We start from the raw sequence: 26334 nt of genomic DNA, 5'->3' as shown, positions 1-26334 counted from the left end.
GCGCGGACGTGACGGTCAGCGGGTCAGCGCCGCGCGGGCCCGGATCGCCGCGAGCACGATCGCCCGCCGCTGGTCGCGGGTGTGGCGGCCGGCCGCCAGCCAATGGTCCGAGACCTTCACCACCCGTCGGACGAAGTCGCCGTGCCCGGCGAAGGGCGCCGACTCCCAGACCCGGTCGAGGAAGGTCTCCCCGTCGTCGTCCCGGAGACCGTCGTTGGGTACGCCGGTCCCGACCGTCCCGAAGACGACCTCCGGCTCCACCCGCCGGACGTACGGGTGGTAGGCGTTGAACTCGCCGGGCACCGGATCGGAGATGTAGTACGGGGCCAGCAGGTAGCCGTGGGTGCGGAAGTGCATCGGAACGTCGGTCGGCTCGATCGCCCCACCGAGGTCGCCGTCCAGCTTCAGGTCCTTGAAGAACGAGAACTCCCGGTAGCTCGGGGTGCCGTCCCGGACGACCATCAGCGTCGGTCCGTACATGATGGACTGGACCGAGCGGTCGTCCAGGGCTTTCTCCACCCGGAAGCGCAGTGGCATCGACACGTCGATCCGGTCGCCCGTGTTCCAGCGGCGGTCCAGCGTCAGGTAGCTGCCCGGATCGGCCCGTAGCTTCTGCCGGACGCCGTTGATCCGGACGGTGTAGCCGGAGCCGACCCAGGAGGGCACCCGGAGCTTCACCTTCAGCCGGCCACGGCCACGGTCGAACCGCAGCGTGCTGGCGCCCCGGGTCGGGTAGTCGGTCTCCTGGCTGATCACGAAGCCGCGCTCGGGCCAGGTCAGCGCGGAGGCGACGAAGAGGTTGACGTACAGGGTCGAGTCGTCGGCCGACCGGAAGTAGATCGACTCCTGGTACTTGGTGTGGCTCTCCAGACCGGTGCCGTTGCAGCAACTGCCGTTGCCGCCGTACCGGCTGTACTCGACGACGTTGCCGATCCTTCTCGACCGGCCGGGCCACATGTTCTGGTGGTACGTCACCTCGGTGCTGGTGACGCTGTCGACGTCCCGGCGCGAACTGAGGATCTGGTTGTGCAGCGCCTTCTCGTAGTAGTCCAGGTACGCCGGATCCGGGTCGTGGAAGAAGAGGTTCCGGGTCAACCGCAGCATGTTGTACGCGCAGCAGGTCTCCGCGTGCCGGGGATCCGAGCCGGAGGCGAACCCGGAGGTGATGACGCCGCGCTGGCGGAAGTGCTCGCTCTGTCCCGCACCGCCGTTGCTGAAGATGCGGTGCGGTACGACCATCGACCAGAAGTTCTTCGCCGCGCGGTGGTAGTCGGCCTCGCCGGTTCGTTCGAAGATCCGCAGGTAGCCGATGTTCGGTGCCATGTACTGGTTGGCGTGCCGGCCACTCAGTTCGTCCCGCTCCGCGATCGACGCCTCGAACAGGGTGCTGAAGGTGAACGCCTTCGCCGTACTCAGGTAGCGGTCCCGCCGACCGGGGTCCGGCGCGAGCGCCGAGAGTTCGGCCATCACCTCGTTCATCGAGCCGGCCTCGCCGGCACTGTAGATGTTCCACATCCGGTCCAGATCGGCCCGGCTGATCCGGCTGAGTCGGCTGTGTGCCCAGTCGCCCATCCGGAAGACGATCTCCAGTGCGTCCTCGTTGCCGGTGAGCTGGTACGCGTTCAGCAGGCCCCGCATGATCTTGTGGCAGGTGTACCAGACCGCCCAGACGGCGTTCGGCCCGCTGTTGGGTTGGAAGGTCGGTGGTTCGAGCCGGCTGAACTGGCCCTCGGGGAACGCGGACAGGTAGCCGGGATGGCTGGTGCCGACGATCGTGGCGTCGTGACCGATGCCGGAGTGGTCGACCGCGGTCTCGCCCTCCTCCTCGAACCGGTACCAGGCCAGCGGTCCGGCTCCCGCCGGAATCCCCGGCTGACCGTCCGGGGCGGCGAGGCCGCGGATCTCGTCCGCCGTCAACACCTGGCCGTAGATCTGCAGGTCGTCCACCGTCGCGTTGAGCAGCGGGTCGTTGTTGGCCGGCGAGCGGCCGATCCAGTTGTCGACGGTCCGGCCGAGGTCGGCCGGGTCGAGGGTCACGCTGCCCGCGCCGGCTTCGACGCCGTTGACGTAGATCCGGGCCAGGCCGTCGGCCGTGGTGAGGGTGACAGCCAGGTGGGTCCATTCGTTCACGGCGAGCGGGCCGCCGCCGCTCACCTGTTGCTCGTTCGCGGCGCCGCTGTTCGTGATGGCGAATCGTGGACCGGCGTCGGCCGACACCCGGGCGGTGAGGGACAGGTACGAGTTCGGACCGGCGCCGAAGTGGACGATCCTCGCGCCGGTCTGGGTGCTGGCCAGGTTCACCCAGGTGGTGATCGTGAGGTCGGTGACGCCGTCGAGGATGCCGGCCGGTAGGCGGACGTACTGGTTGGGATGGGGGTCGCTGAGCCGGACCGCCCGGCCGGAGCGGCCGGGGACCCGCCCCGGGTTCCGGCGGTCCAACTCCCGCTGGCACTTGCCCAGCTCCTCCACGAGGTAGTCGAGCTTGTCGACGAATATCTCCTCGCCGGTGTCGGCGTAACACTGGGCCAGCATCGTCAGGTAGTGCCCGGTGAAGTGGCCCCGCAGCAGGTGGTTCGGGGTGTCCCAGCCGCCGGGCCAGGTGCCGGGAGCGGGCAGGCCGGCGTTGGCCCGGAACAGGTGCAGCATCCGGTCCGGGCCGTCGAGGACGCCGCCGGTGCCCGGGTAGTTCCGCGCGTAGTTGAGCATCCGGTCGCGCTTGCCCTGAAAGATCCCGTCGCGCAGGGCCACCTGGTTGAGGGCGAACGGCCGGACGGTCCAGTTGTCGGCGACCCAGCCCGGCCGGGGCGATACCCCGCCGACGTCCCCGGCTCCGCCGCCACCCGGGGCGGCCGGTGTCGCTCCGGCGGCCGGGGTCGGGGCCAGGGAGACCACGGCCGGTACGGCCGCCGCCATCGCGCCCAGGCGTAGGGCGTCGCGTCGAGAGAACCTCTTGCTCACGGTGGTCTCCTCTGTTCTGCCGATGCTCACGGGTGCGAATCCCCCGGCCCGGATGTTAACGCTCACAACGGGACCCGGGTCAAGACCTGGATCCCGTTCCCGGGCACCCGTTTCCGATTGCCGGGGTCGGCTCCTTCAGCTGTCGGAAGCCTTTCCCTGGCCTGCCGACATCTGCACGGTGACGCCGATGCCCGGCACTCCCTACATTCGTCTGGCGCGTGACGACCACGGCGGGAATCCGCCCCGCCCCGCACCCTGCGACCGGGCGAGAAGACGAGACGACAAGGGACGCGGTGCGGACAGAAGCTTTCGACCAGGGCATGGATCCGCACACGGGAGAGCCCACCGGTGCGCCGGTGGCACACACCTCGGTGGCCGAACTGGACCGGATCTGCCGGACGGCCGCCACGGCGGCGCCGGCACTCGCCGCGATGTCCCCGCCGGAGCGTGCCGCACTGCTGCGCGCACTCGGCGCGGCACTGGAGGCGCACCGGGACGAGATCGTCGAACTGGCCGTCCGGGAGACCGGGCTCGGTGCCGTACGCCTGGCCGGTGAGCTGACCCGCGCCGTCGTACAGTTCGAACTCTTCGCCGACGCGCTCGACGAGGGATCCGTACTGGAGGCCGTGATCGACCCGGCGGACCCGGCGGCCCGACCGGCGCCCCGGCCGGACCTGCGGCGGATGCTGGTGCCCCTGGGCCCGGTCGCCGTCTTCGCCGCGAGCAACTTCCCGTTGGCGTTCTCCGTGCCCGGCGGCGACACGGCCAGCGCGCTCGCCGCCGGATGCCCGGTCGTCGTCAAGGCGCATCCCGGCCATCCGGCCCTGTCGGCCCGGTGCGGGCAGATCCTCGCCGACGCTTGCGTCGCCGCCGGCGCTCCGACCGAATCCCTGGCCGTCGTGCACGGCATGGCGGCCGGACGGGCCCTGGTGACACATCCGGCGGTCACGGCCGTCGGTTTCACCGGATCGGTGTCCGGTGGCCGGGCGCTGTACGACCTGGCGTCGGCCCGGCCGGACCCGATCCCGTTCTACGGCGAACTCGGTTCGCTGAACCCGGTGGTGGTCACCCCGAGGGCGCTGGCCACCCGGGGAAGCGCCATCGTCGCGGGCTTCGTCGAGTCGTTGACGCTGGGCGCGGGACAGTTCTGCACCAAACCCGGGCTGCTGCTCCTGCCGGCCGGTCACGGCCTCGCCGACGCGCTGGCGAAGGCGATCGAGGCCGTCGCGATCGGCCCGGTGCTGAACCAGCGGATCCGGGACGGCTACCTCGCCGAGGTCTCCGCGCTGGCGACGGTGCCGGGAGTACGGACGATCGCGGCGGGCGCGATCCCGGCCGGCCCGGCCGGCGGTGCCGGGTACCACGTGACGCCCTGGCTGCTCGAGGTCGCCGCACCGGACCTGGTGGCCAACGCCGAGAAACTGCTGGTGGAATGCTTCGGCCCGGCCGCCCTGGTGATCGAGTACGCCGACCGGGCCGAGCTGGACGAGATCTGGGCGGTGCTGCCCGGTGGGCTGACCGCGACCGTGCACGCCACGCTCCCCGACGAGGACGACCTCGCCGGTCACCTGATCGACCTCTGCACCGCCCGGTCGGGCCGGGTCATCTGGGACGGCTGGCCCACCGGAGTGGCGGTCACCTGGGCGATGCAGCACGGTGGGCCCTGGCCGGCGACGACCGGCTCGATCCACACCTCGGTCGGTACGACCGCCGTGCGGCGCTTCCAGCGGCCTGTGTCGTACCAGAACGTGCCGCAGCGGCTGCTGCCGCCGGCGCTGCAGGACGGTAATCCGCTGGGTATCGTGCGCCGCCGCGACGGCGTGCTCGGCGTCGACGGGCGGGACTGACCCGTTCGGTCCAGCCCGGCGGAGGTCGGCCGGCCTCCCGGGCAGTACACCTGGGCGGGCACGGTTTCCCGGTCGCCACGTTGGACGGACCACGCCCGCCGAGGTTCCGTCAGCTGTCTGGTGCCGTCGACAGCCACCGCCCGACGGTGGACCGTCCCGGCGCCGTGGATGCCGAAACCGGACAGTGTTGCCGAACGAGTTGCCGAACAAACGGCGGATCCGCTGGGACCAACAGGGTGACACGTTCACCCGACAGAGGAGATCCACCGTGCATCGTCGACCAGCATTGCCCTACGCCGACAGGAGTTGCCGCCGGGCCATCGCCGCGATCTGCGCGGGGCTGGCGGTCGGGGCCGCGGGGCCACCGGCCGGGATGGCGCTGGCGGCCGAATCGGGTACCCGAACCAGCCGGGCCAGCGTCGCGACCGCCGGAACGCAGGCCAACAGCTACAGCCTGGGTCACGCCATCAGCAGCGATGGCCGGTACGTGGCCTTCGACTCGGCGGCGTCGAACCTGGTGCCGAGAGACACGAACGGCGCGAGCGACGTGTTCCTTCGGGACCGCGAGCGGGGTACGACCATCCGGGTCGGCGTGTCGCGCGACGGTGGGCAGGCCAACGGTGCCAGCGCCGAGCCGACGATCAGTCCGGATGGCCGCTACGTCGGCTTCACCTCGATCGCCTCGAACCTGGTTCCCGGTGACACCAATGGGGTCGAGGACGTGTTCCTCAGGGACGTACGGACCGGCGCGGTCAGCGCGGTGACGGTGAGCGGTGTCAACGGGCCGGCCAACGGGAGCAGTTCCGGACCGGCGGTCAGCGCCGACGGCCGGTACGTCACGTTCTACTCCTACGCGTCGAACCTGGTACCCGACGACACGAATGGCGTGCGGGACGTCTTCGTCCGGGATCTGCGGGCCGGCGTGACGACCAGGGCCAGTGTCTCCGGCGCCGGGGAGCAGGCGGCCGACGGCAGCTACGAGCCGGCGATCAATGCCGACGGCCGGTACGTCACCTTCTACTCCTCCGCCTCGAACCTGGTGCCCGGCGACACCAACAGCGCACCGGACGTCTTCGTCCGGGACCTGCGGGCCGGCCTGACGATCAGAGTCAGCGTCTCCGACACCGAGGAGCAGGCCAACGGGTGGGGCAGCTACTCGCCGGCGATCAGCGCCGACGGGCGCCGGATCGTGTTCACCTCGAACGGATCGAACCTGACCCGCGACGACACCAACGGGGTCATCGACGTGTTCGTCCGCGATCTGCGGGCCGGCACCACCAGGCCGGTCAGCGTCTCGAGCGCGGGCGCCCAGTCGAATACCAGCGTCTGGAATCCGGTGATCAGCGCCGACGGCCGGTACGTCAGCTTCGCCACCGACGCCACGAACCTGGTCGCCGACGACACCAACGACACCGAGGACGTCTTCGTCCGGGACCTCCGGACCGGTGTGACCAGCAGAGTCAGTGTGTCCGGTGCCGGCGTACAGGCCGACGCGGCCGCCCACGGACCGGTGATCAGCGGCGACGGCCGGTACGTCAGCTTCGTCTCCCGGGCGTCCAACCTGGTCCCCGGCGACACCAACGACGAGCTCGACGTATTCGTCCGCCAACAGGGAGCCTGGTAGGTCCAATAGGTAACGCGCCTGAAACATCGTGCCCGGACGATTCGGCTATGAGATCCCGGCGGGTGGCGGTGGGTTGCGAGTTCGTCTACGTCGCGGTGGTCGACACTCCGGCCGTCCTACAGGTCGAACCGCGGAACGCAGAACCGGTCACCCTGGCCAGCCGGAGCTGGACGAAGGAGCCGGGTCTGCGGATCCGCAGCTACACCGACATCTACGGCAACCCGTGCGCCCGACTCGTCCTGCCCGCCGGCCGGTCGACGTTGCGCTACGACGCCTCGGTGCTCGTACCCGACGCGACCGAGGCGGCCGACGAGGAGGCACCGGAGCTGACGCCCGAGGAACTCCCGGACGACGTGCTCATCTACACCCTGCCCAGCCGCTACTGCCTGCCCGACATGCTGGGCGACGAGTCGTGGTCCCGCTTCGGCGCGATGCCGACCGGCTACTCCCGGGTGCAGGCGATCTGCGACTACGTCAACAACCACCTGACCTTCCAGTACGGCAGCAGTGGCCCGCAGTCGACGGCGGTCGACGTCAACGCCTCCGGGTTCGGGGTGTGCCGCGACTTCACCCACCTGGCCATCTCCTTCTGCCGGGCGCTGAACATCCCGGCCCGGTACGTCTTCGGGTACCTGCCGGACATGGACGTGCCGCCGGATCCGGCGCCGATGGACTTCGCCGCCTGGATGGAGGTCTGGCTCGGCGACCGATGGTGGACCTTCGATCCGCGTAACAACCGTCGCCGCAAGGGCCGGATCCTCATCGGCCGAGGACGCGACGCCTCCGACGTGGCGATGGTGACCACGTTCGGGGCGCCCCTGCTGGAGTCGATGACGGTCTTCGCGGAGGAGTCGACCTGACCGGGCCGTCGGCGCCGGTGGGCAGCTAGGGGCCGTCAGCCTGGGAGGCAGCACCGGGCCGTCAGCCAGGGAGGCAGCACCGGGCCGTCGGCACCGGAGATCAGCGTCGGGGGTCGACGTGAATCTTGGGTGCGTCGCCCCATTCGGGTCGCCGGTCGCCGGCGAGCACGGCGGCGACCTCGTCGAGTCCGACGGTGGCGGCGACGAGCGGGCCCGGGTCGACCGATCCGGAGGCGTACAGCTCCACCGTCCGGGGGAAGGCACCCGAGGCGCTGAGCACCCCCACCGCCGTGACGTCCTTGAGCGCGAGGGTGCGGGTGTCGAGGAGGCTCGGGTGACCCGCGAGGCCGACGTACACCACCCGACGTCCCGGCTCGACGAGGTCCGCCGCGAGCGCGGGCAGTGCGGCGTCGTTGGCGGCGTCGACCACGGCGTCCCACGGCAACTCCGGCAGCGTCTGCCTGGTCCAGACGTTGCCGAAGCCGATCGACCGGGCAAAACCCAGCGACGCGGCGGTACGCCCGAGCAGGTGCACCTCGACCCCGTGCGCGGCGGCGATCCGGGCGGCGAGCAGGCCGATGGTGCCGGGGCCGAGGACCAGGAGCCGCTGGCCCGGCCGCAGGTCCGCCCCCTGTACGGCGCGCAGGGCGTTTCCGCCGGGCTCGACGAGGGCGCCGAGCGCCGCGTCCACCGCGTCGGGCAGGACCTGTAGGGCGGTCACGGGTACCGGCAGCTGTTCGGCGAGCGCGCCCGGCCAGCCGTTGCGGATGCCGATCTCGTACCGGTCGGCGCAGACGTGCTGACGACCGTCCAGACACCGGTAGCAGTGTCCACAGCCGAGCATGGTGTCACCGGTGACCCGCCGCCCTCGCCATGCCGGATCGACCCCGTCGCCGACGGCGGAGACCGTGCCGGACCACTCGTGCCCGATCCGTACCGGATATCCCGCCTGCCCGGTGTGCAGGTACGACATCTCGCCGGTGAAGAACTCGACGTCGGTGCCGCAGACACCGGTCCGCTCGACGTCGACGACGACCCCGCCGGGACCGGCCTCGGGCGGCGGTACGTCCCGGACCTGCGCCCGGCCCGGTCCGGTGAGAACGAAGGCCCGCATCAGCGCGCCCGCTGCTGCCGGAGGGCGAGCCGGACGAACTCGTCGCCGCGCACCTGACGGCCCGGCATTGTCCGGTGGGCGAAGCCGATCCGATGCAGCGACGCCACTCGGGTACGGTACCGATATTCCAGATGTGGAACCAGCGTGGCGATAATCGGAAATTCGATGCCTGAGACTCGTAGCAGCCAGTGGTACTCCGGTCGGGACCGCAACGCCTACATCCACCGCGCGTGGATGCGTCGCGGCCTGCCGGACTCGGCGTTCGAGGGTCGCCCGCAGATCGCCATCGCGAACACCGCCTCGGACCTGACCCCGTGCAACAGTCACCTGGACGAGGTCGCCGAGCACGTCAAGCAGGGCGTCTGGGCGGCCGGCGGGGTTCCGCTGAACCTGCCGGTGGTCTCGCTCGGCGAGACGCAACTGCGGCCGACCGCGATGTTGTGGCGCAACATGGCCGCGATGGCGACCGAGGAGATGCTGCGGGCCAACCCGATCGACGGAGTGGTGCTGCTCGGCGGCTGCGACAAGACCATTCCGGCCCTCCTGATGGCCGCCGCGTCGGTGGACCTGCCCGCCGTGGTCGTACCCGGCGGGCCGATGCTCACCGGCACGTTCCGGGGTACGCCACTGGGCTGCGGCACCGACGTGTGGCGGCTGAGCGAGGAGGTCCGCGCCGGCACGCTCAGCGAGGCGGCGTTCCTCGAGTCGGAGTCCTCGATGATCCGCAGCCGGGGACACTGCAACACCATGGGTACCGCCTCCACGATGGCGTTGCTCGCCGAGGCGCTCGGTGCCGTACTGCCCGGAACCGCCGGGATTCCGGCGCCGGACAGCCGACTGCTGACCCGCTCGCACCAGACCGGCCGGCTGATCGTGGAGATGGTCGGGGCCGGGCGCCGGCCGAGTTCGGTGCTGCGCCCGGAGTCGTTCCACAACGCGATCGTCGCGCTCGCCGCGATCGGCGGCTCCACCAACGCCGTGGTGCACCTGCTCGCCATCGCCGGCCGGCTCGGGGTACCCCTCACCCTGGCCGACTTCGACCGGATCGGCGCCGACGTACCGCTGCTGGTCGACCTGCAACCGGCCGGGCGGTACCTGATGGAGGACCTGCACCGGGCCGGCGGTCTCGCCGCCGTGCTGCGCGAGGTGGTCGACCTGCTCGACCCGGACGCGATCGACGTCACCGGCCGGCCGTTCGTCGAGTCCCTCGCCGACGCGCGAATCTGGGACCCGGACGTCATCCGGACCCGTGACAATCCGGTGCGGTCGAAGGCCGGGATCGCCGTGCTCCACGGCAACCTCGCCCCGAGCGGCGCCATCATCAAGCCGGCCGCCGCCAGTGCGCACCTGCTCCGGCACCGGGGCCGCGCGGTGGTCTTCGACTCCGTCGAGGACCTGCACGCGCGGATCGACTCGCCCGACCTCGACGTGGACGCCGACTCGGTGCTCGTACTGCGTGGCTGCGGCCCCCGGGGTTACCCCGGCATGCCCGAGGTCGCGAACATGCCGCTGCCGACCCGACTGCTCCGGCAGGGGGTCCGGGACATGGTACGGATCTGCGACGGCCGGATGAGCGGCACCGCGTACGGCACCGTCGTGCTGCACGTGTCACCCGAGGCGGCGGCCGGTGGACCCCTCGACCGGCTGCGTACCGGTGACTGGGTCGTCCTCGACGTGCCGAACCGGCAGGTGTCGGTGGACGTACCCCGGGAGGAGTTCGACCTGCGACCGCCGTCGCCGGCCCTGGTCGCGGCGCTCGCCCGGCCGGGCCGGGGCTGGGAGAAGCTCTACGTCGACACCGTGCTCGGCGCCGAGGTCGGCGCGGATCTCGCTTTCCTCGTCGGTGGGAGCGGCGACCGGGTCTCGCGCGAGTCCCACTGACCCGGCGCCGGAGGCCGGGCCCGGCGGCGGATGAAACGCAGCTCGGCCGACCGCGTCGGAGCTCAGCCGACCGCGTCGAACAGGACCGGCCAGGGGCGGGGGGCGGGCCCGGCGGGCGGCGCCGGCAGCCCGGGCTCGGTGTCGGCGAGGACCTCGGCGGCGAGTTGGCCGAACATCGGTGCGGCGGGATGCGGCGCGTGCCTCGGCCAGGCCGGCGAGGTGCGCTTCACCAGCGGGGTACCGGTGATCGGCCGCCAGGCGATCCGGGGCTCCCGGCGGGCGAGTGCCGCCGGCTCGACCGCGACCCCGCCACCGGCCAGTACGAGGCCGAGAAGGAACTCGGGGCTTCGCGCCGGACGTACCCGGGCCGGTACGAAGTGGTGCCGCCGGCACACGTCGAGCAGGTACCCGTGCCAGCCGGGCGCCGTTGCCTCGGGTGCGGTGATCAGGTCGAGCCCGGCCAGCGCCGCCAACTCGACCTGCCGCTCCCGGGCCAGCGGTGAGGTCCGGGGCAGCAGCACCCCCACGGGTACGTCGACCGTGGTCCCGAAATGCAGCCCGTCAACGCCGACGGGATGGTGGAGCAGGCCGACGTCCAGCTGCCGGTCGGTCAGCATCCGGATCTGCTCGCCGCTGGTCAGCTCGTGCAGCTCCACCTCCAGGTCGGGCGCCCGGGCGGTGAGCCGTTCCAGCAGCTCCCGCAGGGCCACCGCGGAGGTCTCCGGTGACACCCCGGCGCGGAGCACGCCCAGGGTGCCGTCCCGGACCTGCCGCATGAGGTTGCGTAGTCGCTGCTGGCCGGCGAGCAGTTCCTCGGCCTCGCCGAGCAGCAGCTGACCGGCGGTGGTGAGCCGTACCTGCCGCTGGGAGCGGTCGAACAGTTCGGTTCCCAACTCCCGTTCCAGCCGCTGGATCGACTGGCTCAGCGGTGGCTGCGCCATCCCGAGTAGTCCGGCGGCCCGCCCGAAGTGCAGCTCGTGCGCGACCACCACGAAGTTCCGCAGGTGTCGGAGCAGGTCCACGACGCGATGGTATGCCAGGGGCGGGTACCGGCCGGCGCCCCGGCCGCTGCGGTGCCGGTCGTCACCACCCGGGATGGCCGGTAGGGGCGGCGGCTACCGTGCCTGGGTGGGAGTGGAGGAGTTGATCAAGGGTGTCTTCGCTCGGGCCGAGGTGACCGCCAGCCTGCACGTCGTCGACATCGACAGTGCCGACGGCGACGTCGTCGACCGCGAGGTTGCGGTACGCGCGGACGACCAGGTGGTGATCGCATCGATCTTCAAGGTCCTGCTGGTCCTGGAGTTCGCCCGGCAGGTCGCCGCCGGCCAGCTCGATCCTCGGGAGCGCGTCCTCGTCCGGGCCGCCGACCGGCTCGGCGGCTGGGGGCTGGCGGGCTGCGCCGACGACGCCGAGGTCTCGCTGCGCGATCTCGCGTACTTCGCGATGTCGGTCAGCGACAACACCGCCGCCGATCTGCTGCTGCGCCGGGTCGGCGCGGACGTGTTGCCGATGCTCGCCGCCGAGTTGGGCCTGTCCCGGACCCGGATTCTCGGCGGCCCCCGGCAACTGGTCGAGACGATGCTCGCCGACGTCGGAGCCCGGACCGAGGCGGAGTTCGCCCGGATCTTCCCGACCATGTCGGCGGAGCGGATCCGCGCGATGCGGGTGTTCGACCCGGCCCACACGACGTCGAGCACCGCCCGCGAGATCACCCGGCTGCTCGGCCTCGTCTGGCGGGACGAGGCGGGCCCCGGCGCGGCCTGCGAGATGGTCCGGGAGTGGATGTCCCGGCAGCTCTTCTGGACCCGGCTCGGCTCCGGCTTTCCGCCCGGTGTCCGGGTCGCGGCCAAGACCGGCACGCTACCCGGCCTGCACCTGGAGGCCGGGGTCGCCGAGTATCCCGACGGCGGCCGGTACGCGATCGCGGTGTTCGCCCGCAGCGACCGGCTCGCCGTTCGCCGGATCGACGTGGACCTGGCCATGGGCGAGGCCGCCCGGATCGCGGTGGAGGCCCTGCGCGCCGCCTAGCTTCTTCCGCCCCGCCCCGCCCTGTCCCGCGCCGTTCCGCCAGGCTGTGGGCGCTGGACAATGTAGGCCGATCGGCCTACTGTCAGTCCATGCGGCCTGAGGATAGTCCGAGCGGACGGAAACGTAACCCGATCATCGAGGAGGCCCGGCGACGGCAGATCGTGGAGGCCGCGATCGAGACGGTCGCCGAGGCGGGTTACGCGCAGGCGTCCCTGGCCCGGATCGCGCAACGCGCCCAGACCAGCAAGAGCGTCGTCTCCTACCACTTCGCCGGCAAGGACGAACTGCTGGAACAGGTGGTGACGCAGATCTACGGCGACTCCTGGGCGTTCATCGAACCCCGGTTGGCCGCCCAGTCGAGCGCGGCCGGCAAACTGGCCGCGTACGTCGAATCGAACATCGCGTACCTGCACGCGCGCCGGGCACACCTGCTGGCGCTGGTGGACATCGTCGGCAACCATCGCACCGCCGACGGCCGGCTGCGATTCGAGCCCACTGCCGACGAGTCGGTGTTGACGCTGCTCGGCGAGATCCTGCGTACCGGGCAACGCGACGGGGAGTTCCGGGACTTCGACCCTCGGCTCGTCGCGATGACCGTCAGTCAGGCGGTCATCGGCGTGCTCGGCGCCTGGGTGGCGGACCCGACGGTCGACCTGACCGCGTACGCCGCCGAACTGGTCACCCTCTTCGACCGGGCCACCCGAAGCGAGGCGACGAGATGAGCCTGACCTACCGAGGCGTCAACTACGACACCGGCACCAACTACGGGGCCGGCGGTGCCCTCTCCCGCGAGGTGTGGCGACCGGACCTGGTCCGGCGGGAGATCGAGGCCATCCGGACCGAGCTGCACTGCGACTCCATCGGCATCTTCGGCACCGACCTCGACCGGCTCGGGCAGGCGGCGACGATCGCGCTGGAACACGGCCTGCACGTGTGGCTGCAACCCCGGCTGGTCGACGCGGACCCGCAGCGGATCCTGGACCACCTCGCCGACGCGGCCGGAGCCGCCGAGGAGCTGCGGCGGCGGCACTCGACGGTGACGCTCAACGTCGGCTGCGAGCTGACCATATTCGCCGCCGGCATCATCCCGGGCGACAGCTACCAGGAACGGGGAGCCCGCCTGGCCTCGCCCCGGACCTGGCCACTGATGCCCTGGTACAACCGCAGGCTCAACTCGCTGCTGGCCCGGGCGGCCACGGTCGCCAGGTCCTCCTTCCACGGCCGGCTCACCTACGGCGCGGGGCTCTGGGAGCAGGTCGACTGGCGCCCGTTCGACATCGTCGGCCTGGACTACTACCGGGTCCGGTTCAACCGGCGACGGTACGCGGCGAACCTGCGCCGGCACCTGCGGCACGGCAAGCCGGTGGTGATCGTGGAGTTCGGCTGCGCCAGCTTCGCCGAGGCGGTCGGAAAGGGGCCCGCCGCACACGAGGTCATCGACTGGAGCGGCGACCTTCCGCGGATCACCGGCGGCCACCAACGCGACGAACAGGTCCAGGCGGAGCAGCTCGGTGAGCTGATCGACATCTACGAGGCGGCGGGCGTCGACGGCGCGTTCGTCTTCGAGTTCATCGAACCGAGCCATCCCCACTCCGCCGACTCCCGTCGGGACCTGGACATGGCCGGCTACGGCATCGTCAAGGTGCTCCCCGGCCAGGAGCCGGGGACGTACCGGTGGGAGCCGAAGGCCGCCTTCCACACCGTCGCCCGGCGCTACGCGGCCGGTAGCTGAGCCGACCGGCGGGACCGGGCCCCGCCGGACGGCTCCCGGCCGGGCGGGCTCATCCGCCGGACCGGGGCACGGGGGTGGCATCCGGACTCAGGCCGAGCCCGTCCAGCGCGTGCGCGAGGCGATCGTTCTCGGCCCGGAGGAAGTCGCCGAAGGCGGGCCCGTCCAGGTACGCGTCGGTCCAGCCGTACTTCGCCAGGACCGCGCGCCACTGCGCCGAGCCGTGCAGCCGGGCCACCACGTCGCGCAGCGCGGCGACGTCGTCCTCGCCCAGACCGGGCGGCGCGACGATGCCCCGCCAGTTGGTGAAGACGACGTCGACGTCGCGCTCCCGCAGGGTCGGCGCGGCCATGCCGGGGATCCGGAACTCGCTGGTCACGGCGAGCACCCGGAGCTGACCGGAGGCGATCTGGTCGGCGTACTCGCTGCGGCCGGAGACGCCGAAGTCGACCTGGTGGTCGAGGATCGCGGCGAGCAGGTCACCACCGCCGTCGAACTGCCGGTAGCTGACCTGCCGGGGCGGGATGCCGACGGCGTCCGCGATCAGCATCGGGGCGAGGTGGTCCGGGCCGCCGGCCGACGAGCCGCCACCGACCGGCACCGAGGCCGGATCGGCCCGCCAGGCCGTGATCAACCCGGTGAGATCGTGGTACGGCGAGTCGCGGGTCACCACCACGATGGCCGGCTCCTCGATCAGCCGGGCGACCGGGGTGGTGTCCTGCAGGGTGACCCGGGGGCTCCAGGCGTACTGGCTGCCGACCACACCGAGCCCCATCAGCATCAGCAGGCGCGGATTGCCGCGTTCGTAGCCGAGTCGCCGGAGCCCGACCACGCCCCCGCCACCGGGCAGGTTGAAGACCTCCACACCCCGGGCGATGCCGGCGTCCGCCAGTGCCTTGGCGGCGGTGCGGGCGGTCACGTCGTAGCCGCTGCCCGGCGCGTTCGGCACCAGCACCCGCAGCTGCGCCGAGCCGGCGCCGGACCGGCCGGCGCAGCCCGCCACGACGGCCAGCAGGACGGTGACGCCGACCGCCACCACCGAGCGGGTCAGCCGACGGGTCGGGCGAGGTGTCGTAGGGGCCATCCGCCGATCCTCATCGCCCGGCGACCCGTTGTCACCACCCCGGCCCCCGGTAGTTTGCCGGTTGACGTCGCCGCTGGCCAGGTGGAAGCCTCCGTCGTTGTGGGTCGGGCGCCGGCCGCCGCGCGCCGTGCCGAACCCGGACGGAGACGGAGCGGACCGGCGTGGCGCCGGGGCGGGACGAGGAGGAGCGATGCGGCAGCGGATGTCCCTGGCCGGCCAGTTCCTGTTGCTGCAGCTCGGCATCGTCCTGCTGGTGGTGGGTGCCGTGGCGGCGGTCTCGATCGCCGAGGCCGACGCCGCGTTCCGGCGGGACGAGGGTTCCCGGCTGCGCTCGGTCGGCGAGAACGCGGCGATCAACCGGACCGTACGGATGGGCATCGGCGACCCACACGGTCAGGAGGCCCTCGCCGCGGTCGCGGAGAGCGCCCGGGCGGTCTCCGGTGCCACCTACGTCCTGATCGCCGACGCCGGCGGCAAGCTGGTCACCGGCCCCGACGCCGGATCGCCGATGGTGCGCGGCGGCAGCGACGGCCTCTCCGGGCGGTCCTGGGTGGGCGTGCTCAACGACGGCTCCAAGGCGCTGGTCGCGCACGTGCCGGTGCTGGACGAGCGGGACGGGAGCTTCCTCGGCCTGATCGTTGTCGGCCAGACCTATCCGACCCTGCCGGAGCAGCTCGCGGCCGGCGTCACCAACCTGCTCACCTACCTGCTGCTGGGCGGGGTGCTCGGGGTGGCCGGATCGCTGCTGCTGGCCCGCCGGGTGAAGCGGCAGACCCTCGGCCTGGAGCCGCGCGAGATCACCGGTCTGGTCGAGCACCGGGAGGCGATGCTGCACGGCATCAAGGAGGGGGTGCTCGGCACCGACACGGCCGACCGGGTGACCCTGGTCAACGACGAGGCGGTACGGCTGCTCGGCCTGCCGGCCCTGCCGGTGGGCCAGTCGCTGCACGCCGAGCCGATGGAACCCCGGCTGCGCGATGTGCTGACCGGCCGGGTCACCGGAGTGGACCAGATCGTGCTCAGCGACGACCGGGTCCTGGTGCTCAACCGCCGGCCGGTGCTGGTCCGGGGCCGACGGGTCGGTTCGGTGACCACGCTGCGGGACCGGACCGAACTGACCGCGCTCCGTCGCGAGCTGGACGTCAGCCGGCACACCACGGACACCCTGCGGGCACAGGCGCACGAGTTCTCGAACCGGCTGCACACCATCGCCGGCCTGATCGAACTCGGTGAGCACGACGAGGTGATCCGCTACATCACCCGGGCGAGTCAGGTGCACGAGGAGCTGAACCGGGACGTCACCCGGCTGATCCGGGACCCGGCGCTCGCCGCACTGCTGATCGCCAAGGCCAGCCTCGCTGCCGAGCAGGGCGTACAGCTGGCGATCTCGCCGGAGTCCGACCTGCCCGCCGTCGACGAGAAGCTCGCCGTCGACCTCGTCACGGTGGTCGGCAACCTGGTCGACAACGCCCTCGACGCGCTCGGCCCCGGTGGCCGGGTGGAGGTGACGATCGGGGTGGACGGCGCGGAGGTACTGGTCCGGGTCAGCGACTCCGGGCCGGGCGTACCGGCCGAACTGGTCGAGGAGGTGTTCCGGCAGGGCTACAGCACGAAGGACGCGGCCCGGGGCCACCATGGGCTCGGGCTGGCGCTGATCCGGCTGATCTGCCAGCACCGGGGCGGCAGTGTCGAGGTCGAGGGCGCGGCGTTCCGGGCCCGGCTGCCGCTGGTCGCCGCCGCCCCGGTCCTGGGAACGCCGGCATGATCCGGGTGCTGGTCGTCGACGACGACTTCATGGTCGCGAAGGTGCAGTGCGGTTTCGTCGAGCGGACACCCGGGTTCGAGGTCGTCGGGGTGGCGCACAGCGGCGCGGAGGCGCTGGACGCGGTACACCGGCTCCGGCCCGACCTGGTGCTGCTGGACATCTACCTGCCGGACCTGTCCGGGCTGGAGGTGCTGCGCCGGCTGCGCGAGGGCGACGTGGTGGTGGACGTGCTCGCGGTGACCGCCGCCCGCGACGTCAGCACGATCCGGACCGCCCTGCGCGGCGGGGTCGTGCACTATCTGATCAAGCCGTTCACCTTCGACGCGCTGCGCGACAGCCTGGAACGGTACGCCGCCGCCCAGCGCCGGCTCACCGGCTCCCAGGAGGTGGCGCAGGACGACGTCGACCGGCTCTTCGTGGCGCTCCGGCCGACCCCGTTCGGGCTGCCCAAGGGGCTCACCCAGCCGACCGCGGACCTGGTCGCGGCGGCACTGCGGGCCGCCGACGGTGACCTGTCCGCGACCGAGTGCGCGGACCGGGTCGGGCTGTCCCGGGTCAGCACCCGCCGCTACCTGGAACACTTCGTCGGCTCCGGCAAGGCCGGGGTGAGCCTGCGGTACGGCTCCGCCGGCCGACCGGAACGACGCTACCGGTGGACCGGCGGAACCTGACCTGCTCGCCCGCTCGCCCTGCTCAGTCGTCCTCGCCGAACGCGAGGCGCCGCGCCGAGGCGGGGGAGCGGCCCCGCAACCGCGCGATGATCCGGGGCAGGAACGGCACCAGCACCGCGACGACCACCAGTCCGAGCAGCACCGCGGTCAGTGGACGGGTGACGAAGACGCTCAGGTCCCCGTTGGAGAGCACCAGCGTGCGCCGGAACTGCAACTCCATCATCGGGCCGAGGATGGCGCCGAGGATCACCGGTGCGATCGGGAACTCGAAGTGCCGCATGAAGAACCCGATCACCCCGATGCCGTACGCGATCAGCACCTGGATGACGCTGTTCGTGGCCGCGTACACGCCGAGGGTCGCGAAGACCAGGATGCCGGCGTACAGCATCGGTCGGGGGATCTGGAGGACCCGTACCCAGAGCCGGATCAGTGGCAGGTTCAGGGCGAGCAGCAGCACGTTGCCGACGTACAGGGAGGCGATCAGCGCCCAGACCAGTTCCGGTGACTTGTCGAAGAGCTGCGGACCCGGTTGCACGTTGAAGTTCTGGAACGCGGCAAGCATCACCGCCGCCGTGGCCGAGGTGGGGATGCCGAGGGTGAGCAGCGGCACGAGTACGCCGGAGAACGCCGCGTTGTTCGCCGCCTCGGGACCGGCGACGCCCTCGATCGCCCCCTTGCCGAACTCGGCCCGGTTCTTCGCCCGGTGCCGTTCGTAGGTGTAGGAGAGGAAGGTGGGGATGTCGGCACCGCCGGACGGGAGCGCCCCGAACGGAAAGCCGACGGCGGTGCCGCGCAGCCAGGGCCGCCACGAACGGGCCCAGTCCTGTCGACTGAGCCAGCCGAAACCGCCACCGCCCGGCTCCAGCGGGGTCACGTGCTCGGGCAACCGGCGGAGCCGGCTCGCCACGTAGAGCGTCTCGCCGATGGCGAAGAGGCCGACGATGATGACCACCACGTCGATGCCGTCGAGCAGTTCCAGGGTGCCGAAGCTGAACCGGGCCTGGCCGGTCAGTTCGTCGAGCCCGACCAGTCCCAGGAACAGGCCGAGGCTCAGCGAGATCAGCCCGCGTACCAGGGATCGGCCGACCAGCGCGGTGACCGCGACCATCGCCAGCAGGGCCAGCGCGAAGTAGTCCGCCGCGCGGAACGAGGTGGCGAGCGAGGCGACCGGTTTGGCGAAGAGGGTGAGCAGCAGCGTCGAGATGGTGCCGGCGACGAACGAGCCGATCGCCGCCGTCGCCAGCGCGGCCCGGGCCCGCCCGCGCCGGGCCATCTGGTACCCCTCGATCGCCGTGGCCACCGAGGCGGACTCGCCGGGGGTGTTCAGCAGGATCGAGGTGGTCGACCCGCCGTACATGGCGCCGTAGTAGATGCCGGCGAACATGATGAACGTGCCGATCGGGTCGTCCAGGTTGAACGTGACCGGCAACAGCAGCGCGATGGTCAGCGCCGGGCCGATTCCGGGCAGCACCCCGACGAAGGTGCCGAGGGTGACGCCGATCGCCGCGTAGAGCAGGTACTGCGGTTCGAGCACGGTGCCGAAGCCGCCGAGGAGATCGCCGAAGACGTTCACAGCGGCAGCACCCCGGCCGGCAGCGTGATGTCGAGCCCCAGGGTGAAGCCGTAGTAGACGCCGAGCGCCAACGGCACTCCGACCGCGACGTCGCGGAGGCTGTGCCGGCTGCCGAGGATCCGGGCGCAGGCGGGGAAGAAGACCGCCGAGGCGAGCACGAATCCGATCGGGGAGAGGAGCAGGACGTAACCGATCAGCGCCGCGCAGAGCAGGGCCGGAGTGAGCCACTGTACGGCCGGCACCGGCTCGCCCTGCTCGGTCTCGTCAGCCTGCTCGGTCTCCTCAGGCCGGACGGTCTGCTCAGACTGGTGGTCGGTCTGCTCGCCCTGCTCAGCCTGCTCGGGCCGGTCGATCTGCTCGGCGGTATCGGGAACGGGCCGGCGGCTCGACGGTCCGAACTGGACGGCCAGGTACCAGGTGGCGAGCACCACCCAGCCGATCGTCACCACCAGCGGGGCCAGCCACGGTCCGTGCGGCGAGAAGTCGCCCTCGGCGGAGTCGTACGCCGTCCAGAGCAGGAAGAGCCCGACCGCCAGCAGTACGCCGCCGAGGATCCGGGCACCCCAGGGCGCCGGAGGAAGGGCGACCGGCTCGGCCGCCCCTCCCCGGATATCCGTCTCCGACGACATCAACCGGCCAGACCGATCTCGGTCAGCACGTCGGTGATCCGCTTGGTCTCCTCGTCGAAGTAGGTCTTCGCCTCGGCACCGCTGCGGTAGAAGTCGTCCCACCGCTGTGCGGTCAACGTCTGCTTCCACTGCTCGGAGGCGTGCAGCCGGTCGATCAGCGCGATGATCGCCGCACGCTCGCCGTCGGAGATCCCCGGGGCGGCGACGATGCCGCGCCAGTTCATCAGCTCCACCTCGTACCCGGATTCCTTGATCGTCGGGGTGGGCTTGCCGGCGCCGACGTCGATGCCGGTGGCGCCGGAGACCGCCAGGGCTCGGACCTGGCCACCCGCGACCAGGTCGCGGTACTCGCTGGCGCCGGAGACCGCCGCGGTCAGGTCGCCGGAGAGCAGGGCGGCCTTGGACTCGCCGCCGCCGGAGTAGGCGACGTACTTCATCGCCTTCGGATCCGCACCGGCGGCCTTCGCGAGCAGCCCGACGAGGATCTGGTCGGTGCCACCGGCCGAGCCACCGCCCCAGTTGATCGATGCCGGGCTGGTCTTGGCGTCGGCCATCAGTTGCTGGAGCGTGGTGTACTTCGAGTCCGCCGGTACGACGATCACCTCCTGCTCGGCGGTGAGCGTGGCGATCGGCGTGACCTGGCCGAGGTTGACCGGTGACTTGTTGGTCACCACGCCGCCGATCATCACCAGCCCGGTCACCATGAGCTGGTGCGCGTCGCCCCGGTTCTTCGTCACCAACTGGGAGAGCCCGAGGGTGCCGCCCGCACCGGTCACATTGGTCACCTCGACCGACTCGGTGACCAGCTTGCCTTCGGTCAGCGTCTTCTGTAGCGCCCGGGCGGTGCTGTCCCAACCGCCGCCGGGTGCGGCGGGCGCCATCAACTGGATCGTCTTGGTGGGGTACTTCGCCGCCGTGGCGTCGCCGCCCCCGTCGCCGTCCTTGGCGCAGGCGGTGGCCCCGAGAGCGAGCAGGGGTACGCAGGCGAGCGTCGCGATCCTCCGCCGGCGTACCGTGCTTCGAAGGTCTGTCATCGGTGTCTCCTCGGCAGGAATGCGCATCTGTTGCCGCCGCGTTGCCGCTGCGTTGCGTAGATGCTTCCGGCCGAGGTGACACCCGTCACCGTTACGGTCGTGGAGTTCGTTGTGGTCTTTGTGGTCGTGGACCCTGCCCGATGGCGCCGACGGCGATGTCAGGCCCGGATGGTCATCCGGGACACCCGGTCGCCACGGACCTGGAAGGCGAAGTGGCTGAATCCGGCGAGGAACGCCGGCAGGTCGTTCCGGTTGCCCGTCGGCCGATCCTGTGGGTCTCCTGCGCCATCAGTCCGCCTCGATACCCGGATGCGTACGGCGGGCGTGGTCATCACTGCGGGGAGAGGGGTACCGGTCAGGCCGGTGTCGGGAAACCGTACCGGGTGGCCTGCTCCGGGTCGGTCGGGTCGATCTGCCGGACCCCCTCGTCGGCGAGCCTCTTGTTGATCTCGTCGAGGTGGTCGCGGACCAGCCCCGCCTCCTCCTCCGTGACCCGGCCCCGGTGCGGCTTGCCGGCGTGCTCCAGGGTGCTGTAGTCGGGACGGTCGGTCTTCCGGCTCGCCTTCGGCGGGCGAATCCGCTCGGCGGTCCGCAGCAGCTGTGCCATCGGTACGTCGGTGGCCAGCGAGTCGAACTCGCTGGCGGTGAGCGTCACCCGGCGCGGCTGGTCGTCGTCCCGCCCGTCGTAGATCTCGACGACGGCGACGTCCAGGGCCGCGTCGTCGATGCTCTCGATCTCGGCCGGCTCGGCCTCCAGTTGCACCGGCCCGGCGACCAGGTCGGGGTGCTCCAGCACGACGATCCGGACCACCTGGTCGGCGGTCTCGAGGACCTTGCCAGTGAAATCGGAGACGTGAACGGTCCTCTTACCCATGCCTGAGCTCTCCTGTCCGGGCGGTACGGCCAGAGCCAGAAATTACCGGACAGGTGTGCGAACCGCCCGTCTGGGGGTCGGGTCGGCGCGGCGGCGCAGACTTTCCCGTCTTTCCCGGTCGGTCCTCCGGTGCTGGACCACCGGCTGGTGTGCGGCCCGGGATCGGTCCGGGTAACACGCGCGAAACTCTCGTTGACAGTCGATGTCCGTAACGCCTAGCCTCCTGGGAAACCGATTGCCTGATTTTCCTCCACTGTCGGTTGTCCGTCCTTCCACCCCCCGGATGTCGTCGGGCTCGGGACCCGGACGTCTCGGCGGCAGGGGCACCCGGGCCGCACCCATCGACGGGCACTTTCGATATCCGCGCTGGTACCCAGGGTCACGGCCCGCCCCCTGCCTCGATCCCCGCCCATGGCCGTGTCGCCCCGGCGCCCGGTCCGGTGGATCCAACCGGCTCCGGATCTCCTCCGAAGTGAAGTGAGGTGCATGTGCGACACCGAACTCTGCGCGCCGCCGTCGCGGCGGCCCTACTGGTCACCGCCGGGACCGCCGTAGCGGGCGAGGCCGAGCCGAGCCAGGCCGCCGGCCTGCCCGGCCGGGCTCCGATGGTGCTCGACGTCGACGTCGCCAAGCCGTTCAAGAAGGTCGACCACGCGGCATCGGGCTCCCTGTACGGGCTGGGCGACGAGGGCTGGCCGGCCGACCCATGGATCGCCGCCGTCCGGCCGAAGATGTTCACCCAACCGCCGCCGGGCGCGACCCACCAGCCCAACGGGGAGCCCGCGCCGGTCGGTGACACCCTGAAGGTGTGGCCGGTGGCCAGGCGCCACGGCGCGACGGTCACCGTCCGGCTGCCCGACATCTTCCCCAGCTTCCCCTACCAGTGGCAGGGCGACGACTACTGGTACGAGCAGGTCGAGAAGATGGTCCGGGCCACCCTGGCGTCGGGGGCGGACAACATCTACGGGTACGAGATCTGGAACGAGCCACAGTGGACCTGGAATTCGAGCTGGGGCGACTTCGACGAGATGTGGGCCCGGACCTACCGGCTGATCCGCACGCTCGACCCCGACACCCCGATCATCGGCCCCAGCCACGACCGTGACTACGAGAGCGGGATGCGGGCCTTCCTGACCGCCGCCGTCGCGTCCGACACGGTGCCCGACATCATTTCCTGGCACGAACTCGGCACGGCGCGCGGCGTCGACGTCGAGGGCCGGGTGGAGAGCTACCGCGAGTTGGAGAAGGAGTTCGGGATCGGCCCGCTGCCGATCAGCATCAACGAGTACGGCGCACCGCGCGACGCCGGTGTCCCGGGCTGGCTGACCCGGTTCGTGGCCCGGCTGGAACGGGCCGAGGTGGACACCGCCAACCTCGCCTTCTGGCACAAGCCGGGGCGCCTCGCCGACCTGCTGGTGCCGGTCGGCGGTGGCTCCGGCCCGGCGCGTCAGGCCGAACCCACCGGCAACTACTGGCTGTTCAAGTGGTACGGCGAGATGACCGGGAACATGGTCGAGACCACGCCGCCGTCCCGGGCGGGCCGGGTGATCGAGGTGGGCGACCCGACACCGGCGCTGGCGACCCGGGTGCCGAGCCGGGACGGTTTCGGCAACGCGATCAAGCTGAACGGCACCGATCCGAACCGGTACCTGGAGGTTCCGCCCGGCGTCCTCCGTGGCCTGACCGACTTCACCGTCTCGACCTGGGTGAACCTGGCCTCGACGCCGGACTGGTCGAGGATCTTCGACTTCGGCGCGAGCACCCAGGTGAACATGTTCCTGACGCCGCGCTCGGGTGACGCCGCCACGAACAACGCCGTACGGTTCTCGATCACCAACAACGGTGGTGCCGCCGAGCAGCAGATCAACGGCACCGCGCCGCTGCCCACCGGCTGGACCCACGTGGCGCTGACGAAGGCCGGGAACACCGGCACGCTGTACGTCAACGGCGAACCGGTCGGCAGCAACCCCAACCTCACGCTGAGCCCGTCCGACCTGGCCGGCGGCGACACCACGAACAACTGGATCGGCCGTTCCCAGTACCCCGATCCGCTGCTCGACGGGACGGTCGACGACTTCCAGATCTTCCGTCGGGGCCTCGCGCCGGCCGAGGTCCGGTCGCTGATGACCTCGCCTGGCGGTGCGGTGGGCGGAGGCGACGTCGCCTGGTACCGCCTCGACGAGACCGGCGGTGCCACCGCGACCGACTCGTCGGGCAACCAGCGCAGCGGCACGGTGGTCACCCGGATCGAGGGCGTCGAGCGGCTGCCCGCGCCGGACGGCTTCGCCAGTGCGGATCCGCGTACCAGGACGGTTCGGGTCGCCTTCGGGGGCGGTGACGGCGACCTCCAGCTTGCCGTCCGTGGCCTGTCCGCGCTGCGCGGCTTCGGCAAGAAGGCGAACGTGCAGGTGTTCACCACCGAGTGGACCGGGACCGACGGCGTCTCCGAGGGCCCGGTCGCGCTCTTTGCCGGAAGCTATCCGGTACGCGACGGGAAGATCTCCATTCCGCTCTCCGGACTTCAGGACTCGGACGCCTACCTGGCGGTGATCCGGCCGGATCGGGAGGCACCCGACCTCACCGGCCCGGAGCGGCGCTACGAGGCCGAGGCGGCCGACCACCGGTCCTGGTCGACCGGGGACAGCCCACTGGCGTCCGACAACCGGTACGTGCGACCGGGGCGGACCGGCCACCGGGACCTCTCCTTCGTCGTCACCGCACCGGCGGCCGGCGCGTACGACCTGGACGTCCGCTACACCAACCCGTCGGGCTCGCCGGTCCGGGGCAGCGTGCTGACCGGCGCCGGAACCCGTGCCGTCGAGTACGCGCCGACCACGGCGGCGACCCCCTTCTCGACCAGCCGGATCCAGGCGGTGCTGAGGAAGGGGCCGAACCGGGTCACCCTCCGGGTCGGGTCCCACGCCGTCGGGGTGGACCATCTCGACGTGTCCCCCTTCCGGGTCCGGGTCGAGGCGGAGCGGGGGGAGTGGTCCGGCGCGAGTCTGGTCAGCATCGACATGGACGAGAACAACTTCTTCGCCCCGTACGTCTCGAACGACGCGTACGTCCGCGACCTGAGTCAGCCCGACAGCAACCTGCGGCTGCCGGTCACGGTGCCGGCCGCCGGTCGGTACCGGCTGAAGATCGGGTACTCCACCGCCGGCACCGAGGCCGAACGGCGGGCGCAGACCAGGTCGGGTCATCTCCTACGGGTGAACGAGGGCCCGTGGCAGGTCGTCTCCTACGCGCCGACGCAGTTCCGGGAGATGATCCGGCAGACCACGGCCATCGTCGAACTGCCCGCCGGAACCTCGACCATCACCCTCGCCAAGGGCCATCCCGACCACCCCGGCGGGCCCCAACCCGGAACGGTGGACCTGGACTACGTCGACGTGACGCTGCCGCGCTAGTCGTCGTACCCCGTGGTGTCGTGGCGGAGCAGCACCTCCGCCACGGCACCACGCCCACTCCGGTCGGGTCAGGTACGCGGCTGCGCGGCAAGCCGGTCCGGCGGCGCCGGGGCGGTCCCCGGGGCGGGTCGGACCGTGACCGCCGTGGACTCGCGGGCCACCAGCCGGCACGGTCGGTAGTGCCGGCCGGGTGCCGGCTGGCCGTTGATCGCGGCCAGCAGCATGTCGGCGGCGGCCCGGCCGACCCCCTCCAGGTCCATGTCGACGCTGGTCAGCGGCGGCTGGCAGGCCATCGCCATGACGTCCCAGTTGTCGAAGCCGACCAGGGCCACGTCGTCGGGGACCCGACGGCCGGCCGCGCGCAGGCCGTCCGCGACACCACGGGCGATCTGGTCGCTGCCGCAGAAGACCGCGTCGAAGTCGTGTCCGTTGGCGAGCAGGGTGCCGGCGGCGTGCCGGCCCCAGGCCTCGCTCCACTCGCCGAACATCGGCGGTGCGGCGAACTCCAGTCCCGCCCCGGCCAGCCGGCCGGCCGCCGTCGTGCAACGGGTCGCCGCGGACTGGTGGTGCTCGGGCCCGCTGACGTGGGCGATCCGGCGTCGACCGATCGCGAGCAGGTGTTCGACCGCCTTGGTGGCGCCGTCGGCCTCGTCGACCAGTACCGAGCAGTCGTCCGGGTCGGTCGAGCTGATGAAGGCGTAGACGACCGGTACCGGCAGGTTGGCCCGGACCGGTGGACGCGGCTGGGCCCGACGGCCGGTCACGATGATGCCGTCCACCCGGCGGCTCAACAGCGTGTCGAGGTAGTACTGCTCCCGGATCGGATCGTCGCGGCCGTCGCAGAGGAAGACCGACATCCGGCCGGCGCCGAGTGAGTCCTCGGCGCCGAGCATGACCGGGATGCTGAACCGGCCGATCGAGTCGGTGGTGATCATGCCGACCGTGTACGTCCGTCCGGCCTGGAGGCTGCGGGCGGCGGCGCTGGCCCGGAATCCCAGTCGCTCGGCGGCCTCCCGTACCCGTTGTCGGGTCTCCGGGCGCATGGAACCGCGACCGTTCAACGCCTTCGATGCCGTGCCCACCGACACCGCCGCCAGCGCTGCCACGTCACTGATGGTGGGCGGATCGCGGTGCGACACGTTTTCCTCCCGGTTTCCTTGCTTGCGCAGCGAGCATAGCGCGACCTCGCCCGCCCTCCGGGATCCAGGAGACTCCCCGGACCAGGCATCAGAAACATCTATTGACCGCCGTCG

The 26334-nt window shown here is 71.5% G+C and carries 20 protein-coding genes; 10 read left to right on the top strand and 10 right to left on the bottom strand.

Annotated features, from left to right (window positions below):
- Positions 1 to 15: 15 nt before the first annotated feature.
- Positions 16 to 2958 carry a beta-L-arabinofuranosidase domain-containing protein gene (locus tag H4W31_RS35985; RefSeq protein WP_192770679.1) on the bottom strand — a complete coding sequence of 981 codons (2943 nt, stop codon included), beginning with the start codon at positions 2956 to 2958 and terminating at the stop codon, positions 16 to 18.
- A 293-nt stretch (positions 2959 to 3251) separates the two neighbouring features.
- On the opposite strand from H4W31_RS35985, the gene H4W31_RS35980 reads away from it, so the two are divergent.
- From H4W31_RS35980 to H4W31_RS35970, 3 genes are all read left to right on the top strand, one after another.
- Positions 3252 to 4805, top strand: coding sequence for an aldehyde dehydrogenase (NADP(+)) (locus tag H4W31_RS35980; RefSeq protein ID WP_318783603.1), 1554 nt, complete (start codon positions 3252 to 3254; stop codon positions 4803 to 4805).
- Between the two features lie 268 nt (positions 4806 to 5073).
- The gene (locus H4W31_RS35975; RefSeq protein ID WP_192770678.1) at positions 5074 to 6429 is read left to right on the top strand and encodes a TolB family protein; all 1356 of its coding nucleotides are present in this window, start codon (positions 5074 to 5076) and stop codon (positions 6427 to 6429) included.
- Between the two features lie 47 nt (positions 6430 to 6476).
- Positions 6477 to 7289, top strand: a complete 813-nt coding sequence (locus H4W31_RS35970; RefSeq protein WP_192770677.1) for a transglutaminase-like domain-containing protein — start codon at positions 6477 to 6479, stop codon at positions 7287 to 7289.
- Positions 7290 to 7389: 100 nt separating this feature from the next.
- Here the strand turns inward: H4W31_RS35970 and H4W31_RS35965 are convergent, their stop codons facing one another.
- Positions 7390 to 8403, bottom strand: a complete 1014-nt coding sequence (locus H4W31_RS35965; protein WP_192770676.1) for a zinc-dependent alcohol dehydrogenase — start codon at positions 8401 to 8403, stop codon at positions 7390 to 7392.
- Positions 8404 to 8568: 165 nt separating this feature from the next.
- On the opposite strand from H4W31_RS35965, the gene H4W31_RS35960 reads away from it, so the two are divergent.
- On the top strand, positions 8569 to 10284 hold the full coding sequence (locus H4W31_RS35960; RefSeq protein ID WP_192770675.1) for an IlvD/Edd family dehydratase: 1716 nt from the start codon (positions 8569 to 8571) through the stop codon (positions 10282 to 10284).
- A 62-nt stretch (positions 10285 to 10346) separates the two neighbouring features.
- Here the strand turns inward: H4W31_RS35960 and H4W31_RS35955 are convergent, their stop codons facing one another.
- Positions 10347 to 11306 (bottom strand): LysR family transcriptional regulator, encoded by a 960-nt coding sequence (locus H4W31_RS35955; protein ID WP_192770674.1) that lies wholly within the window; start codon positions 11304 to 11306, stop codon positions 10347 to 10349.
- Between the two features lie 106 nt (positions 11307 to 11412).
- Between H4W31_RS35955 and H4W31_RS35950 the strand changes: the two genes are divergently transcribed.
- The 3 genes from H4W31_RS35950 (at position 11413) to H4W31_RS35940 (ending at position 14044) form a co-directional block, all read left to right on the top strand.
- Complete coding sequence (locus tag H4W31_RS35950) at positions 11413 to 12312, top strand: serine hydrolase (RefSeq protein ID WP_318783602.1); 900 nt, start codon at positions 11413 to 11415, stop codon at positions 12310 to 12312.
- Between the two features lie 89 nt (positions 12313 to 12401).
- The gene (locus tag H4W31_RS35945) at positions 12402 to 13034 is read left to right on the top strand and encodes a TetR/AcrR family transcriptional regulator (protein WP_192770672.1); all 633 of its coding nucleotides are present in this window, start codon (positions 12402 to 12404) and stop codon (positions 13032 to 13034) included.
- Complete coding sequence (locus H4W31_RS35940; RefSeq protein ID WP_192770671.1) at positions 13031 to 14044, top strand: abortive infection protein; 1014 nt, start codon at positions 13031 to 13033, stop codon at positions 14042 to 14044. The genes H4W31_RS35945 and H4W31_RS35940 overlap by 4 nt, the downstream gene beginning before the upstream one ends.
- A 49-nt stretch (positions 14045 to 14093) precedes the next feature.
- Here the strand turns inward: H4W31_RS35940 and H4W31_RS35935 are convergent, their stop codons facing one another.
- A complete protein-coding gene (locus tag H4W31_RS35935; RefSeq protein WP_192770670.1) occupies positions 14094 to 15125 on the bottom strand; it encodes a Bug family tripartite tricarboxylate transporter substrate binding protein in 1032 nt (343 codons plus the stop codon).
- A 190-nt stretch (positions 15126 to 15315) separates the two neighbouring features.
- Here H4W31_RS35935 and H4W31_RS35930 point away from each other — a divergent pair, with 190 nt between their 5' ends.
- Positions 15316 to 16890 carry a sensor histidine kinase gene (locus H4W31_RS35930; RefSeq protein ID WP_225945861.1) on the top strand — a complete coding sequence of 525 codons (1575 nt, stop codon included), beginning with the start codon at positions 15316 to 15318 and terminating at the stop codon, positions 16888 to 16890.
- On the top strand, positions 16887 to 17561 hold the full coding sequence (locus tag H4W31_RS35925) for a response regulator (protein ID WP_192770669.1): 675 nt from the start codon (positions 16887 to 16889) through the stop codon (positions 17559 to 17561). The genes H4W31_RS35930 and H4W31_RS35925 overlap by 4 nt, the downstream gene beginning before the upstream one ends.
- A gap of 22 nt (positions 17562 to 17583) precedes the next feature.
- On the opposite strand, the gene H4W31_RS35920 is transcribed toward H4W31_RS35925, so the two are convergent.
- From H4W31_RS35920 to H4W31_RS35900, 5 genes are all read right to left on the bottom strand, one after another.
- Positions 17584 to 19134 (bottom strand): tripartite tricarboxylate transporter permease, encoded by a 1551-nt coding sequence (locus H4W31_RS35920; RefSeq protein ID WP_192770668.1) that lies wholly within the window; start codon positions 19132 to 19134, stop codon positions 17584 to 17586.
- The gene (locus H4W31_RS35915) at positions 19131 to 19763 is read right to left on the bottom strand and encodes a tripartite tricarboxylate transporter TctB family protein (RefSeq protein WP_192770667.1); all 633 of its coding nucleotides are present in this window, start codon (positions 19761 to 19763) and stop codon (positions 19131 to 19133) included. The genes H4W31_RS35920 and H4W31_RS35915 overlap by 4 nt, the downstream gene beginning before the upstream one ends.
- On the bottom strand, positions 19763 to 20797 hold the full coding sequence (locus tag H4W31_RS35910; RefSeq protein ID WP_192770666.1) for a Bug family tripartite tricarboxylate transporter substrate binding protein: 1035 nt from the start codon (positions 20795 to 20797) through the stop codon (positions 19763 to 19765). Before H4W31_RS35910 ends, H4W31_RS35915 begins: the two co-directional genes overlap by 1 nt.
- Positions 20798 to 20955: 158 nt before the next feature.
- Positions 20956 to 21129, bottom strand: coding sequence for a hypothetical protein (locus tag H4W31_RS35905; RefSeq protein WP_192770665.1), 174 nt, complete (start codon positions 21127 to 21129; stop codon positions 20956 to 20958).
- Positions 21130 to 21152: 23 nt separating this feature from the next.
- On the bottom strand, positions 21153 to 21671 hold the full coding sequence (locus H4W31_RS35900) for a hypothetical protein (RefSeq protein ID WP_192770664.1): 519 nt from the start codon (positions 21669 to 21671) through the stop codon (positions 21153 to 21155).
- A 488-nt stretch (positions 21672 to 22159) separates the two neighbouring features.
- On the opposite strand from H4W31_RS35900, the gene H4W31_RS35895 reads away from it, so the two are divergent.
- Entirely contained in the window at positions 22160 to 25081 is a 2922-nt protein-coding gene (locus tag H4W31_RS35895) for a LamG-like jellyroll fold domain-containing protein (protein WP_192770663.1), read from the top strand.
- A gap of 68 nt (positions 25082 to 25149) precedes the next feature.
- Here H4W31_RS35895 and H4W31_RS35890 read toward each other — a convergent pair whose 3' ends face one another.
- Positions 25150 to 26187, bottom strand: coding sequence for a LacI family DNA-binding transcriptional regulator (locus tag H4W31_RS35890; protein ID WP_318783601.1), 1038 nt, complete (start codon positions 26185 to 26187; stop codon positions 25150 to 25152).
- Positions 26188 to 26334: the final 147 nt, after the last annotated feature.

The sequence above is a fragment of the Plantactinospora soyae genome (assembly GCF_014874095.1).
Lineage (GTDB): Bacteria > Actinomycetota > Actinomycetes > Mycobacteriales > Micromonosporaceae > Plantactinospora > Plantactinospora soyae.
This window is presented reverse-complemented; position numbering and strand designations above follow the sequence as displayed.

What these genes read in the sequence shown, in the direction of transcription:
- H4W31_RS35930 (WP_225945861.1), top strand. Translation starts at nt 15,316, where the DNA reads ATGCGGCAGCGGATGTCCCTGGCCGGCCAGTTCCTGTTGCTGCAGCTC.
- H4W31_RS35925 (WP_192770669.1), top strand. Translation starts at nt 16,887, where the DNA reads ATGATCCGGGTGCTGGTCGTCGACGACGACTTCATGGTCGCGAAGGTG.
- H4W31_RS35960 (WP_192770675.1), top strand. Translation starts at nt 8,569, where the DNA reads ATGCCTGAGACTCGTAGCAGCCAGTGGTACTCCGGTCGGGACCGCAAC.
- H4W31_RS35910 (WP_192770666.1), bottom strand. Translation starts at nt 20,797, where the DNA reads ATGACAGACCTTCGAAGCACGGTACGCCGGCGGAGGATCGCGACGCTC.
- H4W31_RS35970 (WP_192770677.1), top strand. Translation starts at nt 6,477, where the DNA reads ATGAGATCCCGGCGGGTGGCGGTGGGTTGCGAGTTCGTCTACGTCGCG.
- H4W31_RS35900 (WP_192770664.1), bottom strand. Translation starts at nt 21,671, where the DNA reads ATGGGTAAGAGGACCGTTCACGTCTCCGATTTCACTGGCAAGGTCCTC.
- H4W31_RS35945 (WP_192770672.1), top strand. Translation starts at nt 12,402, where the DNA reads ATGCGGCCTGAGGATAGTCCGAGCGGACGGAAACGTAACCCGATCATC.
- H4W31_RS35915 (WP_192770667.1), bottom strand. Translation starts at nt 19,763, where the DNA reads ATGTCGTCGGAGACGGATATCCGGGGAGGGGCGGCCGAGCCGGTCGCC.
- H4W31_RS35905 (WP_192770665.1), bottom strand. Translation starts at nt 21,129, where the DNA reads ATGACCACGCCCGCCGTACGCATCCGGGTATCGAGGCGGACTGATGGC.
- H4W31_RS35940 (WP_192770671.1), top strand. Translation starts at nt 13,031, where the DNA reads ATGAGCCTGACCTACCGAGGCGTCAACTACGACACCGGCACCAACTAC.
- H4W31_RS35965 (WP_192770676.1), bottom strand. Translation starts at nt 8,403, where the DNA reads ATGCGGGCCTTCGTTCTCACCGGACCGGGCCGGGCGCAGGTCCGGGAC.
- H4W31_RS35935 (WP_192770670.1), bottom strand. Translation starts at nt 15,125, where the DNA reads ATGGCCCCTACGACACCTCGCCCGACCCGTCGGCTGACCCGCTCGGTG.